The sequence below is a fragment of the Vibrio sp. Hal054 genome, assembly GCF_037162405.1.
Lineage (GTDB): Bacteria > Pseudomonadota > Gammaproteobacteria > Enterobacterales > Vibrionaceae > Vibrio > Vibrio diazotrophicus.
This window is the reverse complement of record NZ_JARLUT010000001.1, coordinates 2,640,539-2,657,389: the sequence shown is the minus strand read 5'-3', so window position 1 is coordinate 2,657,389 and position 16,851 is coordinate 2,640,539. Positions and strand designations below refer to the sequence as shown.

The 16,851-nt window shown below is 44.1% G+C and carries 13 protein-coding genes; 6 read left to right on the top strand and 7 right to left on the bottom strand.

Translation table 11 applies throughout. The annotated features are described in order from the left end of the window. Position 1 precedes the first annotated feature (1 nt). From P4S58_RS12335 to P4S58_RS12325, 3 genes are all read right to left on the bottom strand, one after another. Positions 2-1,114: an ABC transporter permease gene (locus P4S58_RS12335; protein WP_102954401.1), complete on the bottom strand. Its 1,113-nt coding sequence runs from the start codon at positions 1,112-1,114 to the stop codon at positions 2-4. Then, a complete protein-coding gene (locus P4S58_RS12330; RefSeq protein WP_206361821.1) occupies positions 1,111-2,724 on the bottom strand; it encodes an ABC transporter ATP-binding protein in 1,614 nt (537 codons plus the stop codon). The genes P4S58_RS12335 and P4S58_RS12330 overlap by 4 nt, the downstream gene beginning before the upstream one ends. A 116-nt stretch (positions 2,725-2,840) precedes the next feature. Next, a complete protein-coding gene (locus P4S58_RS12325; RefSeq protein WP_219725539.1) occupies positions 2,841-3,836 on the bottom strand; it encodes a BMP family lipoprotein in 996 nt (331 codons plus the stop codon). An 847-nt stretch (positions 3,837-4,683) separates the two neighbouring features. Here P4S58_RS12325 and P4S58_RS12320 point away from each other — a divergent pair. From P4S58_RS12320 to deoD, 5 genes are all read left to right on the top strand, one after another. Next, positions 4,684-5,958 carry a NupC/NupG family nucleoside CNT transporter gene (locus P4S58_RS12320; protein WP_102954399.1) on the top strand — a complete coding sequence of 425 codons (1,275 nt, stop codon included), beginning with the start codon at positions 4,684-4,686 and terminating at the stop codon, positions 5,956-5,958. Positions 5,959-6,506: 548 nt separating this feature from the next. Continuing rightward, on the top strand, positions 6,507-7,286 hold the full coding sequence (deoC, locus tag P4S58_RS12315; RefSeq protein WP_337164159.1) for a deoxyribose-phosphate aldolase: 780 nt from the start codon (positions 6,507-6,509) through the stop codon (positions 7,284-7,286). 100 nt (positions 7,287-7,386) lie between these two features. Continuing rightward, positions 7,387-8,715, top strand: a complete 1,329-nt coding sequence (gene deoA / locus P4S58_RS12310; RefSeq protein WP_102954397.1) for a thymidine phosphorylase — start codon at positions 7,387-7,389, stop codon at positions 8,713-8,715. Between the two features lie 32 nt (positions 8,716-8,747). Continuing rightward, a complete protein-coding gene (locus P4S58_RS12305; protein WP_337164156.1) occupies positions 8,748-9,968 on the top strand; it encodes a phosphopentomutase in 1,221 nt (406 codons plus the stop codon). Positions 9,969-10,076: 108 nt separating this feature from the next. Beyond that, a complete protein-coding gene (gene deoD, locus P4S58_RS12300; protein WP_042480330.1) occupies positions 10,077-10,802 on the top strand; it encodes a purine-nucleoside phosphorylase in 726 nt (241 codons plus the stop codon). Between the two features lie 108 nt (positions 10,803-10,910). Here deoD and P4S58_RS12295 read toward each other — a convergent pair whose 3' ends face one another. After that, positions 10,911-11,516 carry a YtjB family periplasmic protein gene (locus P4S58_RS12295; protein ID WP_042480329.1) on the bottom strand — a complete coding sequence of 202 codons (606 nt, stop codon included), beginning with the start codon at positions 11,514-11,516 and terminating at the stop codon, positions 10,911-10,913. Between the two features lie 91 nt (positions 11,517-11,607). Here P4S58_RS12295 and serB point away from each other — a divergent pair, with 91 nt between their 5' ends. After that, positions 11,608-12,591 carry a phosphoserine phosphatase gene (gene serB, locus P4S58_RS12290; RefSeq protein ID WP_102954396.1) on the top strand — a complete coding sequence of 328 codons (984 nt, stop codon included), beginning with the start codon at positions 11,608-11,610 and terminating at the stop codon, positions 12,589-12,591. Positions 12,592-12,661: 70 nt separating this feature from the next. Here serB and P4S58_RS12285 read toward each other — a convergent pair whose 3' ends face one another. The 3 genes from P4S58_RS12285 to P4S58_RS12275 all read right to left on the bottom strand — a co-directional run bounded on the left by P4S58_RS12285 (position 12,662) and on the right by P4S58_RS12275 (position 16,741). Beyond that, on the bottom strand, positions 12,662-13,540 hold the full coding sequence (locus P4S58_RS12285) for a U32 family peptidase (protein WP_337164155.1): 879 nt from the start codon (positions 13,538-13,540) through the stop codon (positions 12,662-12,664). A 19-nt stretch (positions 13,541-13,559) separates the two neighbouring features. Next, positions 13,560-14,573 (bottom strand): ubiquinone anaerobic biosynthesis protein UbiU, encoded by a 1,014-nt coding sequence (gene ubiU / locus P4S58_RS12280; RefSeq protein WP_102940432.1) that lies wholly within the window; start codon positions 14,571-14,573, stop codon positions 13,560-13,562. A gap of 107 nt (positions 14,574-14,680) precedes the next feature. Beyond that, on the bottom strand, positions 14,681-16,741 hold the full coding sequence (locus P4S58_RS12275) for an EAL domain-containing protein (RefSeq protein WP_337164154.1): 2,061 nt from the start codon (positions 16,739-16,741) through the stop codon (positions 14,681-14,683). Positions 16,742-16,851 lie beyond the last annotated feature (110 nt).

Here is a 16,851-nt window from a genome sequence, read left to right as displayed (position 1 = left end):
ATTACGCAACTCCATGTTCTTGTTTGCCAAATAAGCGCAGATAAATGCGTTCAATTGAAGGTTTGAACATGTACTCAAGCGCACCAGAGAAAAGAATGACCAGACCTTGCAGTACCACAACGATGTTACGGTCAACGCCGTAATCGAAGCTCAGCTCAGCACCGCCCTGATAGAGGAAGCCAAACAGCAAACTTGCGAGAACAACACCTACAGGGTGGTTTCGTCCCATCAGAGCTACTGCAATACCTGTGAAGCCAAACCCTTCTACGAAATTCAGTTTGATCTGGTGCAGTTCACCTTGCAGCACGTTAATACCAAAGAAGCCTGCCAACATGCCAGAAAGCAGCATAGTGATGACGATTATCTTCAGGTAGTTAATACCTGCATAAGATGCAGCTGATGCATTCGCGCCAATAGAGCGAATCTCATATCCCCAGCGAGAGTGCCAAATGAATAGCCACACAAACACACAGCACAACAGAGCGAAAATGAAACTGATGTTGAGTGGGCTTGGCGCAACGTTAATACCAAACATAGCAAACAGTTCGTGCATTTTAGGTAGCCAGCTACCTTGTGCAAATACTCGGCTTTCTGTTGCCATCGTGGTTTCTGGCTTCAGAATGTCGACTAGAAGGTATGCCATAAGCGAAGCTGCAATGAAGTTAAACATGATCGTTGTAATAACGATATGAGAACCCCGTTTTGCCTGTAAGTAAGCAGGAATAAACGCCCAAGCCGCACCAAAAATGCCGCCAGCGATAACCGCTACAGGAAATACTACATACCAAGGAGCGTACTCGCCTAGGGTTAAACAGATTATCCCGACACCCAGACCACCAATATATGCTTGGCCTTCCACACCGATGTTGAATAGCCCTGCGTGATAAGCCACTGCAACGGCTAAACCTGTAAAGATAAAACCAGTGGTGTAGTAAAGGGTGTAACCGAAGCCTTCAGCGTAACCGAACGCCCCTGTCCACATGACTTTGATGGCATCTAATGGATTGATATCAATATAAATAAACAACAAAGCTGAAACTAAAAATGCGACCAAAACGTTAATCGCAGGTAACAGCGCAATGGTTACCCAAGCGGGCACTTTTGCCTGACTCATGCCGTCTCTCCTTGGGCAATACTCTCTTTTATGTGGTCTGGAATGATGTTTGCCATCATAAGACCTAATGTTTTCTCATCGGCCTGATGAGCTTGCAGTTCACCGACAATAGCTCCATCAAACACAACCAATATGCGATCGGCAAGACTGAGGATTTCATCCAGTTCAACCGAGACTAATAGCACGGCTTTGCCTGCATCTCGGCTAGCAATGATTTGCTGGTGGATATACTCAATCGCGCCTATGTCCACCCCACGAGTTGGTTGGCCAATTAGAAGGACATCTGGGTTCTCTTCCATTTCTCGGGCAATCACCAGTTTTTGCTGGTTACCGCCAGAGAAGTTTGCTGTTTTTAGGTGGATATCATTCGGGCGAACGTCCCATTTATCCATGCTCTCTTGGCAAATCTTCGAAATAGCGGCTTTATCTTGCAGTAAGCCTTTGTTGTATTTTGGCAGATTGTGATAGCCCAAGATGTAAGCTTCTTGAGCTTCAAATTTATTGATCAAACCTTGCTTGTGGCGATCTTCTGGAATATGACCCACACCCATAGCTCTCACTTGCTGTGGATCCGCTGGTTTATCGACAGAAATCGTGTGACCGTTCAGTTCAAAGCTGCCTGATGTTGGCTTTAAGATGCCAGACAGTAGCGACAAGATCTCTGATTGACCATTGCCGGATACTCCTGCAATACCGACCAGTTCGCCTGCACGAACAGAGAAGCTGATGTCTTTTACGCGTTTAACACCGCTGTGATCGACGTAGCCTAATTTGTTTACCTTCAGTAACTCTTTGGCTGGTTTGGCTTCAGACTTATCAACTTTTAAGCGAACTTTACGACCCACCATCAGTTCTGCAAGCTCTTCGCGGTTGGTGTCTGAGGTTTTTACATCTGCAACCATCTGACCTTGGCGCATGACTGAAATGTTGTCGGTAATAGCCAGTACTTCACGCAGTTTATGAGTGATGATGATAACCGTTGTGCCTTGACTACGAAGTTTGTCCAGAATTGCGAATAAGTGATCCGCTTCTTGAGGTGTTAACACGCCAGTTGGTTCATCAAGAATAAGCAGTTTTGCATCGCGGTAGAGAGCTTTAAGAATTTCTACTCGCTGTTGCAAACCAACAGGTAGGTCACCAACCAATTTATCTAGTGGAACATCTAAACCGTAGTCTTTTTCTATTTGGTGCAGTTTCTTTCTTGCGGCTTTTAAGCTGTCTTCTAGTTTCCAGCCTGATTCAGCGCCGAGAACGACGTTTTCAAGAACCGTGAAGGTATCAACCAACATAAAGTGTTGGTGAACCATGCCTATCCCTGCGGCAATCGCTTCTTGAGAGTTGTTAGGGTTATATGGTTTACCATCGACAAACATCTCACCTGAGTTTGGTGTATAAAAACCGTAGATGATGCTCATCAAGGTGGATTTACCAGCGCCATTTTCACCGATAATGCCGTGAATCGTACCTGCTGGAACTTTTAAATCGATAGCTTTATTCGCGTGAACGGCACCAAAGCGTTTATCGATTTTTTTAAGCTCGATGGCATAGTTTTGAGATTGCGTCACGTAAAAACTTCCTGAACTAATGAGGTCAACAGACCCTAAGGCCATATTCAAATGGATGCGCTTGACCGAGCAGCCAAATAAACCATACGCCGCTGAGCAAGCAGCGGCGTATGACATTTCCAAACGGAACGTATTGTTTTAACTAAGTATTAAGAACTAAATTAGTACTCACACTTGTTATTAGACATGTAGTCGTGAATCTTGATTTTGCCTGCGATAATGTCTGCTTTTAGCGTATCCATGTAAGCTTTCATTTCGTCAGTGATCAGAGACTTGTTGTTGTCATCGTATGCCCAGTCAACCGCATTCTCTTTAAGACCAAGAGCTTTGATACCAGGTTGCCAAGTACCGTTCATCTCTTCTTTCCAAGTATCAACTGAAGCTGCACCTACTAGCTTAACCATTGAAGTTAGCATTGTGCCTGGTTGTAGGTGGTTTTGGTTTGAGTCAACACCGATCGCTAGTTTGCCTGCATCTTTCGCTGCTTGGTAAACACCTAGACCAGTACCGCCAGCTGCCGCGTAAACAACGTCAACACCTTTAGAGAATTGAGATTTAGCAAGCTCAGAACCTTTTGCAGGGTCAGCAAACGCTGCTGGAGTTGAACCTGTCATGTTTTGTAGAACAGTGATGCTTGGGTTGGTGTATTTAGCACCTTGCTCATAACCACATTGGAATTTACGGATAAGAGGGATATCCATACCGCCAACGAAGCCAACTACGCCTGATTTTGACGCTTTCGCAGCAAGTGCACCCACTAGGAATGAACCTTCGTGCTCTTTAAATACGATTGATTGAACGTTTGGTTTATCAACAACTGAGTCAAGAATTGTGAAGTGAATGTCTGGGAACTCAGTTGCCACTTTTTCTACAGCGGATGCCATATTAAAGCCTACTGCAACAATAGGGCTAAAACCGCGGCTTGCTAAACGACGAAGACCTTGTTCACGTTGAGCCTCATTTTGAGGTTCAAATTCGCGAACTTCAGTACCTTCCGCAGCCATCACTTTTACACCATTTTGATATACCGCTTCGTTGAACGATTTATCGAATTTACCCGCTGTATCATAGATTACGGCTGGTTTTGCTTCTGCGAATACGTGAAATGACGAAACCGCTAAAGCAAGTGCTGAGATTTTTATAATAGATTTTTTCACTGTTATATACCTATGTTGCAATACCACTGTACTAGACGAGAGACTGCTGACCTTTAACAAAAGTCCAACAAACCCAAAAAACAAAATATCAATAGTTTGAATGAATTATTGGTGAGCTAGTTTGATCGTGTATAAGTTTATCGTTTGCGCTGCAAAAAAAAGTCGAATACCTCACACCAAATCACATTTTTTTGTAAAGGAAGAAACTAATTAGCCATAAATGTATGTCTATTTGTTAATTCCGAGCGTTTACAAGAAATTAGACTCACCATATATGTGATTTGAATCACCAAAATAGTGCAAAATGACGATTTAGTTACTTTGCTATCCGCCGTTTTCATAGCGTTCAGCTCACTAAGCAAATGGTAAGCCAACTTATTGGTTATATGTATGGATGAATCGTCTTCTAATTTGTACGGTGTTGAATGTGCGTTTGAATACAAATTTGTAGTGAGGTTGAGTGAAAAATGTAACATTCAAGTGTGATGGAACACTCATGTTTTGCCTGAGATTAAAATTAGTGTTTTTCGCCAAGTTGGGTGGTAAGTGTCAGGAAGTTGTCGTTAAAACTCGAGAATTTGTTACCTTCTTTTATGGGCAAACGGTTGCAGCGTTTTGTCGAATGTAGACTACAATTTGTTGGCTATATGTTGCTGATAAGGTCAAAACCCCGCTGTTTTAGGGTTTTATTGTGACTTGCTTCTTGTTTTTGAATGTAATGTTGAACCATTACCTAAAAATGCGTGATGCATATATTACTTTTTGCGGTGAGAGATGCGTATAATCGCACCCCGAAAACAACCCAATGTTTAACACGCCAAATTAAACTATAAGGAAGCCATAAACTATGAGTACGTTTATGAGCCTAGTCGGTATGATCGTTTTACTTGCAATCGCAGTACTACTTTCAAATAACCGCAAAGCTATTAACTTAAGAACCGTGGGTGGCGCATTCGCTATCCAATTTGCACTAGGTGCATTTGTACTTTATGTCCCATGGGGCCGCGATTTACTTGCTGGTTTCTCTAGCGGGGTATCTAACGTTATTAACTACGGTAATGACGGTACTTCTTTCCTATTCGGTGGTCTTGTTTCTGACAAGATGTTCGAAGTGTTCGGTGGCGGTGGCTTCATCTTCGCTTTCCGTGTTCTTCCAACACTGATTTTCTTTTCTGCATTAATCTCAGTTCTTTACTACCTAGGCATCATGCAATGGGTAATTAAGATTCTAGGTGGTGGTCTGCAGAAAGCTCTAGGCACATCTCGCGCAGAATCTATGTCTGCAGCAGCTAACATTTTCGTTGGTCAAACTGAGGCTCCACTTGTTGTTCGCCCATTTGTTCCAAAAATGACTCAATCTGAGCTGTTCGCAGTAATGTGTGGTGGTTTGGCTTCTGTTGCTGGTGGTGTACTTGCGGGTTACGCATCAATGGGTGTTCCACTAGAGTACCTAGTTGCAGCATCATTCATGGCGGCACCAGGTGGTCTACTGTTCGCTAAGATCCTTTTCCCTGAAGTTGATCAACCACAAGAGAACATTGAAGATGCTCTTGAAGGTGGCGATGACAAACCAGCTAACGTTATCGACGCAGCAGCGGGCGGTGCAGCAGCAGGTCTACAACTTGCTCTGAACGTTGGTGCAATGCTAATCGCATTCATCGGTCTGATCGCTCTTCTAAACGGTATCCTAGGCGGTCTAGGTGGTTGGTTCGGTATGCCTGAGCTAACTCTAGAACTTCTTCTAGGTTGGATCTTTGCTCCTCTAGCATTCGTAATCGGTGTGCCGTGGGAAGAAGCAACAATTGCAGGTTCATTCATCGGTCAGAAGACGGTTGTAAACGAATTCGTTGCTTACCTAAACTTCGTACCATACGTGGGTGAAAACGCTCAAGTAGTTGCGGCAACGGGTCAGCTAATGTCTGTTAAGACTCAAGCTATCATCTCATTCGCTCTATGTGGCTTCGCGAACCTATCTTCTATCGCGATTCTACTAGGTGGTCTAGGTGGTCTAGCTCCGACTCGTCGTCACGATATCGCTCGTATGGGTATCAAAGCAGTGATTGCTGGTACGCTATCTAACTTGATGGCTGCAACAATTGCTGGCTTCTTTATCTCTTTCTAATTTGTTTTAGAGAACGATATATAGACGCCGTTTAATCTCACCCCGTAGCAAGAATATTGCTGCGGGGTGTTTTTGCTTTTCAGGGCATGACAAAGAGTGATTTTTTGTAATGGATTGCATTGAAAAGCCTTGTGTCTCAAGGATGTCAGAAATTGACCATTTTTGAGATACAAACCGTTTGCTCTTCGAATGGGACTACAGTTTTGTGATAAATATCTATACTGTATTCACTTGCCGAAGGAAGTAAGCGAATATCAAAACGACGTAGTGAAGCCAATTGGATAGGTTAACCACAACGGCGTTTTTGAAAGGCAGCTAATGTCTAAAACTGAAACTGCCTGATACTGAAACTGAAAGACACCGCAATCACAGATTGTTGTGCCATAGACCCAAATGGGTACTGTGCGGTGACAAGGATAGCAATTGGTGAACTTTAAACACTCACCGAGTCTTCAAGGAACCAAGTCCGTTCATTTGTGGCTATCAAAATAGACGTATGACAGTCGCCTTGGTAGTGAACTAATTGAATATATTGATCGGAGTTAGAAATGAGCGATTTAAAAGCAGCAGCACTACGTGCACTTAAACTGATGGACTTAACAACACTGAATGATGATGACACGGATGCGAAAGTAATCCAGCTTTGTCACGATGCAAAAAGCCCAGTAGGCAATACTGCTGCAATCTGTATTTACCCTCGCTTTATTCCTATTGCTAAGAAGACCCTTCGTGAGCAAGGAACCCCAGAAGTTCGCATTGCAACAGTAACTAACTTCCCACACGGTAATGACGATGTGGAAATTGCAGTCTCTGAAACGAAAGCAGCAGTAGCATACGGCGCTGACGAAGTAGACGTCGTTTTCCCTTACCGTGCTCTTATTGCTGGTAACGAGAAAGTAGGTTTCGACTTAGTTAAACAATGTAAAGAAGCTTGTGGTTCAACTGTTCTTCTTAAAGTGATCATCGAAACGGGTGAGCTAAAAGAAGAAGCACTAATCAAAAAAGCGTCACAAATCTCTATCGAAGCAGGCGCAGACTTCATCAAAACTTCAACAGGTAAAGTGCCAGTAAACGCAACGCCTGAATACGCACGTATGATGTTAGAAGTGATTCGTGACATGAACGTTGCTGAAACTGTAGGTTTTAAACCTGCAGGTGGTGTGCGTACAGCTGAAGATGCTCGTGATTACCTAGCGATGGCTGACGAAATCCTAGGTGATAAGTGGGTGGACAGCCGTCACTACCGTTTCGGTGCGTCAAGCCTGCTAACCAATCTACTAAATACATTAGAAGTAACAAACGAGAAAGCTGATCCAGCGGCTTACTAATCGTTCTGTTTTACAAGATGGCGCATTGCGCCATCTTCATTTCTAAATAGTAAAAAACCATAGTTACCCATCCAATTGGTTCGGGGCTAGGGAGGCACTAATGTATTTACCTCAAGAAATAATCAGAAGAAAACGTGATGGAGAAATCCTGACCACAGAAGAGATCAACTTCTTCATTCAAGGTGTGGCGAATAACACGGTTTCTGAAGGACAAATTGCAGCTTTCGCAATGGCTGTATTCTTCCGTGAAATGACAATGCCAGAGCGTATCGCTCTCACTTGTGCAATGCGCGATTCAGGCATGGTTATCGATTGGAGCCATATGAACTTTGATGGCCCGATTGTTGATAAACATTCGACAGGTGGTGTGGGTGACGTAACTTCACTGATGCTAGGCGCTATGGTTGCGGCTTGCGGTGGTTATGTTCCTATGATCTCTGGTCGTGGATTAGGCCACACTGGCGGTACTCTTGATAAATTAGAGTCTATCCCTGGCTATAACATCACTCCAACGAATGACGTGTTTGGTCAAGTGACTAAGCAAGCAGGTGTGGCGATCATCGGTCAGACTGGTGATTTAGCACCAGCAGATAAACGCGTTTACGCAACACGAGATATCACAGCAACCGTTGATAATATCTCGCTGATCACTGCTTCTATTCTTTCGAAGAAATTAGCCGCAGGTCTTGAATCATTAGTGATGGACGTGAAAGTAGGTTCTGGCGCGTTTATGCCAACTTATGAAGCGTCAGAAGAACTAGCTAAATCTATCGTTGCGGTTGCGAATGGTGCTGGTACCAAAACAACGGCAATTTTAACGGATATGAACCAAGTATTGGCTTCTTCTGCGGGTAACGCTGTTGAAGTACGTGAAGCGGTTCGTTTCCTAACGGGCGAATACCGTAACCCTCGTCTACTTGAAGTGACTATGGCTTCTTGTGCTGAAATGTTGGTGCTAGGAAAACTAGCCAAAGACAGCGTTGAAGCTCGTCAAAAACTGCAAGCAGTATTGGACAACGGCCAAGCAGCAGAGCGCTTTGGTAAGATGGTTGCAGGACTTGGTGGCCCAGCAGACTTCGTTGAAAACTACGAAAACTACTTAGATAAAGCTCAAATCATCAAACCTGTGTACGCAGCTCAGTCGGGTGTGGTATCGGCTATGGATACTCGTGCGATTGGTATGGCTGTGGTTGGTATGGGCGGTGGTCGTCGTGTAGCAACAGATACTATCGATTACGCAGTAGGCTTTGATAACTTCATTCGCCTTGGTGAAGTTGCAGATAGCAATAAGCCGTTAGCGTTCATTCACGCGCGTAGTGAAGAGCAGTGGCAAGAAGCGGCAAACGCACTACAAAATGCGATTAAAGTCGGTGGTGAATACGTCCCAACTCCTGATGTTTACCGTCAGATCCGTGCAGAAGACGTGTAGTTCGTTCAGGAAAGATTGGTGAGGAAAGAGTTATGAAAAGAGCATTTATTTTAGTTTTAGATTCATTCGGTATCGGCGAAACCGCGGATGCTAAAGATTTTGGTGACGTTGGTGCAGATACACTCGGTCATATTGCTGATCAATGTGCACAAGGTTTAGCAGATAACGCTGATCGTAAAGGTCCACTAACATTGCCAAACCTGTCTAAGCTTGGTCTTGCAATGGCGCACAAAGAGTCTACTGGTCGTTTTGCTCCGGGATTGGATGATAAAGCAGACATCATCGGTGCTTATGGTCATGCGGCTGAGCTGTCTTCTGGTAAAGATACTCCGTCTGGTCACTGGGAAATTGCTGGTGTTCCTGTTCTATTTGAATGGGGCTATTTCACTGACAAACAAAACAGTTTCCCTAAAGAGCTGACCGATCGCATTCTTGCTCGCGCAGGTCTGGATGATTTCCTAGGTAACTGTCACGCTTCTGGTACGCAGGTTCTGGATGATCTAGGTGAAGAACATATGAAGACTGGCAAGCCTATCTTCTATACTTCAGCTGACTCAGTATTTCAAATCGCGTGTCACGAAGAGACTTTTGGTCTAGATCGCTTACTTGAGCTTTGCCAAATTGCCCGTGAAGAACTGGCGGATTACAACATTGGTCGTGTTATTGCGCGTCCATTCGTTGGTGCTGGTAAAGGTCAATTTGAGCGTACGGGTAACCGCCGCGACCTTTCTGTTGAGCCACCTTCAACAACTGTGCTGCAAAAACTGGTTGAAGAGAAGCAGGGCAACGTAGTGTCTATCGGTAAGATTGCAGACATCTACGCAAATTGCGGTATCACTAAGAAAGTGAAAGCAACGGGTATTCCTGCGCTGTTTGAAGCAACACTAGAGCAGATTCAACAAGCGGGTGATGACACTATCGTCTTCACTAACTTTGTTGATTTTGACTCAGCTTACGGTCACCGTCGTGATGTAGCAGGTTATGCCGCAGCACTAGAATATTTCGATAAGCGTCTACCTGAAGTTCTAGAATTAATGCAAGAAGATGATGTACTGATTCTGACGGCTGACCATGGTTGTGACCCAACATGGCAAGGTACTGACCATACTCGTGAACACATCCCTGTGATTGTTTACGGTAAGAAAGTGGCTCCGGGTTCATTAGGCCGTCGCGAAACATTCGCTGATATTGGTCAAAGCCTAGCAAGCTACTTTGGCATTTCGCCAATGGATTACGGTAAGAACTTTTTGTAATTTCTTAGGGGCTTAGTCTCTATCTGAGTGGATAGGATAGCATTGAGCCCCAATTATCAGTTTGGTAAAGGTGCAATTCGAGCACCTAACATCATAAGGAACAAGATAATGGCTACTCCTCATATTAATGCTGAAATGGGTGCATTCGCAGACGTTGTACTGATGCCGGGTGATCCACTACGTGCGAAATACATCGCTGAAACCTTCTTAGAAGATGTGGTTCAAGTGTGTGACGTACGTAATATGTTTGGTTTCACTGGTACTTACAAAGGCCGTAAGATCTCTGTTATGGGCCACGGTATGGGTATCCCATCATGTTCTATCTACGTAACTGAGCTAATCAAAGATTACGGCGTGAAGAAAGTGATTCGCGTGGGCAGCTGTGGTGCTGTTAACGAAGATATCAAAGTACGTGATGTCGTTATCGGCATGGGCGCATGTACGGATTCTAAAGTGAACCGTATTCGCTTCAAAGACCATGACTTTGCTGCAATCGCAGATTACAAAATGGTAAAAGCGGCAGAAGAAGCAGCAAAAGCACGCGGTATCGACGTGAAAGTAGGTAACCTTTTCTCTGCTGAACTGTTCTACACGCCAGATCCATCTATGTTCGACGTAATGGACAAATACGGTATCGTTGGTGTTGAAATGGAAGCGGCGGGTATCTACGGTGTTGCTGCAGAATACGGTGCAAAAGCGCTGACTATCTGTACTGTATCTGACCACATCAAAACAGGCGAAGCGACCACGTCTGAAGAGCGTCAAACCACGTTTAACGACATGATGCTTATCGCATTAGATTCAGTATTGATTGGTGATCAAGAAGGTTACTAAGCTTTCTTATCTATTTGCTTATTTATTCTGAATAAAAGAAAAAACCTCAGCTTTGGCTGAGGTTTTTGTTTATATGGTGCGTTTTAGCTAACGTTCTCAACTAAAACGCTATTCCGCGTTCTGCAGCAACAGGTTTTCACCTTTCGACTTCGGCTTACGTTTCAGTAGCAGAGTGAACAACACGCCACTGATAAAGCTCATGATAACCATCAGGTACATGTAGCGATCACTCTTACGATAGTGATGATCGGAAATCGCTGTCACCTTACCAGTCTCAAACGTAATACGAACAAAACCGATCAGGTTTCCATCATGCATCACAGGCTCAACAAGTTGCTGGCGACCAATACTTGCCGTTTGCAAAGGTGTATCCAAACCAAGCACTTCTCTTACGCTTAGCGCTGAATCACTGGAGGCGAGTTTTACACCTTCAGAATCATAAATCGTTGCATCAAATACCAAGCGGTCTTGGGCAAGTTGATTGGTGAGATTAAGCAGACGCTCTTGATCCTGCTCTGCGATACTTCTGCCTGCGGTTAGCGAGGCTTGAGTAATCAATACCTTCGTGAGTGTTTCTAGCTGGTTTGCTTGAATACGTTCGTTACCTTTACTGATCACAACACTATTTTTAATTGTGATAACGAACATACCAATCAACAGCAGTAAGGTTAGTAGGCGAATAACCATACGAAACGAGAACAAAGAACCGTCCATAATCGAGTTAATCCAAAGAAAATCAGACTTTGCACATATTGAGACTTGCGTTTTTAAATTGCAATAGGGTAACGTCTGCTTATACGAAGACATGGATGCCTTAACTATTATGCTAGCTATCAAAAAACATACGTCTCTTATCAATCGTCTGCCTGAAACTCGTTTATCTCGTCAACTAGACAAAAGCAAAGCCAACTGGATTGTTTTTGGCCACTTTTTAACAGCGCAGCAGTTTGACGATATTGATTTCTTTACCGGTTATTTCAACGCCATTATAGATGCGTGGAAAGTCGGTCCTTATGAAGTCGCTTTGATGTCCGGTGAGCTGACGGGCGAACATGAGAAAATCTTACAGGGTTTAGGTTTAGATTACGCTCGCATCAATGAGGTGCCTGATTTATCAAAACCGGGTTTGATTGTGATGGATATGGACTCTACAGCAATTAAGATTGAGTGTATTGATGAAATCGCCAAGCTTGCGGGTGTTGGTGATGAAGTCGCTGAAGTGACAGAACGTGCGATGCAAGGCGAACTCGATTTCGAACAAAGCCTGCGTCAGCGTGTTGGAAAACTGAGTGGTGCCGATGAATCGATTTTAGAGTCTGTTCGTTCAACACTGCCTTTGATGGAAGAGCTGCAAGAACTGGTTGAAACGCTACAAGCATTTGGCTGGAAAACCGCGATTGCCTCTGGCGGTTTTACCTATTTCTCTGATCATTTGAAAGCGATGCTCAACTTAGATCATGCTCAATCAAACACCTTAGAAATTATCGATGGCAAGCTAACCGGCAAGGTGCTTGGCGATGTTGTGACTGCTCAAACCAAAGCGGATATCGTAGAGGAACTCGCGACTCAGTTTGATATTGAAATGCACAATACTGTTGCTGTTGGTGACGGCGCGAATGATCTTGTGATGATGGAAGCAGCTGGTCTTGGCGTTGCTTTCCATGCCAAACCAAAAGTCGAAGCTAAAGCGCAAACTGCGGTGCGTTACGCTGGCCTTGGTGGTGTGCTGTGTATTCTGTCTGCTGGTTTGGTTAAGCATCAGAAAATTAGCTGGCAAAGTAAGCCGTAAGGTCTGTCTGAGTTTAATTTGAAATACAGAAAAGCGAGGCTGATACCTCGCTTTTTTAATGTCACATCTACTAGATGTTTTTTACTTCCAGCCCCGCCAGTTGATGCCAGTAACCATTACATTGCTGACTCTCTAACTTGGTTGGATGACCACCGTGTTCGTTTTGTTTGAAATTGTTTAAGTGCTGGAAGGTTTCGACACCCAGAGGACTTAAACGAACCACATCCACTAAACCTTCCATGCTCGGTAAGTCGTTCATCAGGTTATAACAATAGCCAGACTGAGTTTGGATACCGTTTAAGTTGAAAACGGATTGACCTTCCTGACTGCTGACTTGAATACCGGTTGGATACTTAATACAGCAGGTTTCGCATTCATCTTTAGCTCTGTTCTCTGCGCGAGCAGTAAAACAGCGAGCTGAATAGGCGAGAGGGAGATAGCCGTGACTAAATACTTCCACTTCAAATTGATTGCGAATACCGATCTTTTCACACTGAAGCAAAACGTTGTTAAGCCAATCGCGAGATAGTTCAACAGGCATACACCAGCGAGTCATACCTTGCTTTAGAAAGATCTGTAGTGCGTACGCGTTATAGGTATTCACGGCAGGCCCCACAATGAAAGGTATTCCTTTCTCATGAGCCATCTGAATAGCAGAAACGTCATTGGCTTCAATCGCGAAGTCACCATTATCAATATACTTCTTTAGTACGTTGATTTCGCTTGGCGCTTCAAATAGTGCCATTGTCGAAAGAACCACTTGTTTACCAGCAGAAGATAGCTCTTTAGCGATATCAAACCAGTGTTGTGGTTTCATCTCACGACGTTTGGAGCAAACCGTTTCGCCCAGATAAATAACATCAGCGCTGCTCTCTTTAGCTTGTTGGTAAAAGTTTTCGACATCTTGTTTTGGCCAGAAATAAAGTAGCGGGCCTAGTGCGTATTTCATAATTTCCCCTTACTACCGATTACTGCCATTTTCGGTGATATGCACCGAGCGTGGTTTGCGTGCCTTCAGATACGTTTGCAAGTGTGGCATCCCAAGCACTTTCTACGTGATAGCTTTGAGGATTAGCAAGGTAGCGATCAATCGCTGCGCGCCAAGTGCGCGTCACTTGTTCTACATAAGCAGGGCTACGCTGACGGCCTTCAATTTTTACTGAGGCAACATTCGCTGCGAAAAGCTCAGGTAACAGCGAAAGAGTATTGAGACTGGTTGGTTCTTCTAACGCGTGGTAGCGTTTTTCTTCACCATCAATGTTCGCCATAAAGCGACCTTTACATAAGGTTGGGTAACCCGCATTTTCGCCTGCTGCGTACTTGTCGATAAGAATTTCATTCAGTCGTGACTCTAAGCCTGACTCAGTTTCTTGCCAGCGCACATATTTCGCTGGAGAACACGCGCCGACCGTATTTGGCGATTCACCCGTCATGTAAGAGGAGAGATAACAGCGACCTTCCGACATAATGCATAAGCTACCAAATGCAAACACTTCAAGATCAACACCTTCAGGGATGTTACGTGAAAGCTGTTTTACTTGATGGATAGAGAGTACGCGAGGCAATACCACTCGTTTAACGTTGAAGTTATTGTGGTAAAACTCAACGGCTTTGACGTTGGTTGCTGACGCTTGAACCGAAAGGTGTAGTTCCAAATCTGGGTATTTGTTCGCAGCGTAATCAAGAATCGCAACGTCAGCCACGATCAATGCATCAATACCAAGATCCGCAGCCTGATCGACAGCGTTAGTCCATCGTTCAAAACCATCTGGATGAGCGAAAGTGTTTAATGCGACATGGATTTTCTTTCCATGATCATGAGTATATTGAACGGCTTTGTTCAGTTTGTTGCCTGTGAAATTCAACCCTGCAAAGTGGCGGGCATTGGTGTCGTCTTTGAAGCCGATATAAACGGCATCTGCACCACAATCAATGGCTGTTTTTAGAGCGGGTAAATTACCAGCTGGACAGAGAAGTTCCATTGCTCGGTTACTTATTTTTATGAAAAAGTGACCATATTTTAAGAATAAACAATGGATATCAATTTGATGTAAGGCAGGTTTCAGTGAATAAGGAAAAATTTACTCACTTAGAGTGATTTACGGTGGCGACGGTGCTTAGCGAACAGTTCTTCCACTTCATGTTTAGGCTGTGGGCGATGGAAATGGAACCCTTGAATTGAATGACAATTCAGGTTGGAGAGCAGGGTTGCTTGTTGTTGTGTTTCAACACCTTCTGCAACCACAGATAAGTTCAGTGAGCGACCAAGGTTAATGATGTTTTCGATTACGGTTATCTGCTTAGGTAGCGTATCTATATCAGTAATGAAAGCACGGTCAATCTTAAGTTCATCAATAGGGAATCGTGCAAGATACGCCAGTGATGAGTAGCCCGTACCGAAATCGTCGATAGAGAGGTTGAAGCCTAACTTCTTGATTGCGTTCAGCATTTGCAAGGTGTGTTCACTATCGCTCATCACGGCACTTTCAGTCAGTTCGAAAGTAATACAGCTAGGATCAAGCGATGTCGTACGCAGTAGCTTCTCGAGATAGTCGATTAATTGTGGGTTACCAAATTGCTCTGGAGAGATGTTGATCGCCACTCGTCCCGGAAGGATGCCTTGTTGTTTCCAACGTTTCACTGTGGCAAAGACATCACGCATGACCACGCGGCCAAGGTGTTCAATCAAACCTGCTTTTTCCGCGACAGGAATGAATGCCGCAGGGCTGATGTAGCCTTCTACAGGGTGTTTCCAGCGAACCAGAGCTTCTGCACCGTTGACGCTGAAATCACGAGCATTCACTTTTGGTTGATACCACACTTCTAAGCCATTCTGCTGAAGGGCTTTTTGCAGTTCGATCTCAAGCCATAAGCGCATGCGCGCTTCTTTGTTCATCTGATCGTGGAACTTGATAAGGCGGTTACGGCCACGATCTTTCGCTTCATACATCGCGGTATCGGCATTTTGCAGCAAAATACGAGCGTCGTTACCGTCGCCCGGATATTGCACACTACCAATCGAACAGGCTAGGCGCTTACTGAAGTGATGCAAATCAAACGGCTGGTTGATCAGAGAGATAATACGTTCAGCCAGCATTTCAGCAGAGCGGTTGTGTTCTGGTTCTGGCAAAATCAGACCAAATTCATCACCACCCAAATGGCCTAAAATTGCTTGTTGTGGCAGTAAACGTTTCAAACGTGACGACACTTCCTGAATCACTTTGTCGCCGATGTGGTGACCCAGAGAGTCGTTGATATTCTTAAAGTTATCGATATCCAAATACAACATCACCAGTGGCGTGTCGTTTTGAATTAAATGCTCTAGGCGTTTAGTAAAACCTAATCGGTTGTACAAGCCTGTTAATGAATCGACATGGATATCTGTATGACTGGTAGCGGAAAGCTGTTTCGTCGCTTGAGAAGCATCCTGAATCAGAATTAACTGGGAGTTGCTGCCCAGTATTTGAGTTGTACCAGCATGCAGCTGTACTCGGCGCTCAAAACCACAACGAGGGCCAGTTAAACATACCAGTGGGTTATCTGTTAAAAGCTCACCCAGTTTAGCGTTAAACACGCCTTTGGTTTTTTCATCAATAAACAAGCGTGACAGCTCTTCATCCAGCAAATCTGAGGTATCTTCAAATCCCAGTAAGCGCGCTGCTGAAGGGTTGGCTGAAATAATGAAATCATCTTCTACTAACAGTAAGCCATCCGGCAATAAAGTGGTCAGGGTCGAAAATTTATTTTCAGAATCTTCCAGAGAGCGGATGAGGATTTGTTTTTCAGAGGTATCAATGGCATGGAAAACAATGTATTCCACGTCTTTTTTGTCACTGAAAATGGGAGAGAGTGAGAAGTGAAGACTCATTTCCATGTCGATGTCATGGAGCGTCATTTCAGCTTCTAGAGTTTCGCCATCGAATGCTCTTTGGTAATAGCCTCTGAGGTGGTTGTAAAATCGCTCGCCAAGAATTTGCGAGTCATTCATTCCAACCAGTTCAGTCGCGGTTAAACCCGAGACATCACAATACCTTTCGTTGACCATGACATAATTATGTTGGTCATCTAATATGGCAAAAAAGAACGGACTGTTAGACGTTATTTTTGCGAACCAGTGCTGTAAATGTTGCGAAGGCATTTGCGACGGCATTAAGAAACTACCAACTGTGTTTAAGCGCTTATTTGTTCAATAAGAATTATTTAAGAGCGATACGTACTAACTATAACGTTGATTTCACGGTTAGAAAAGCTTCTCTGCGT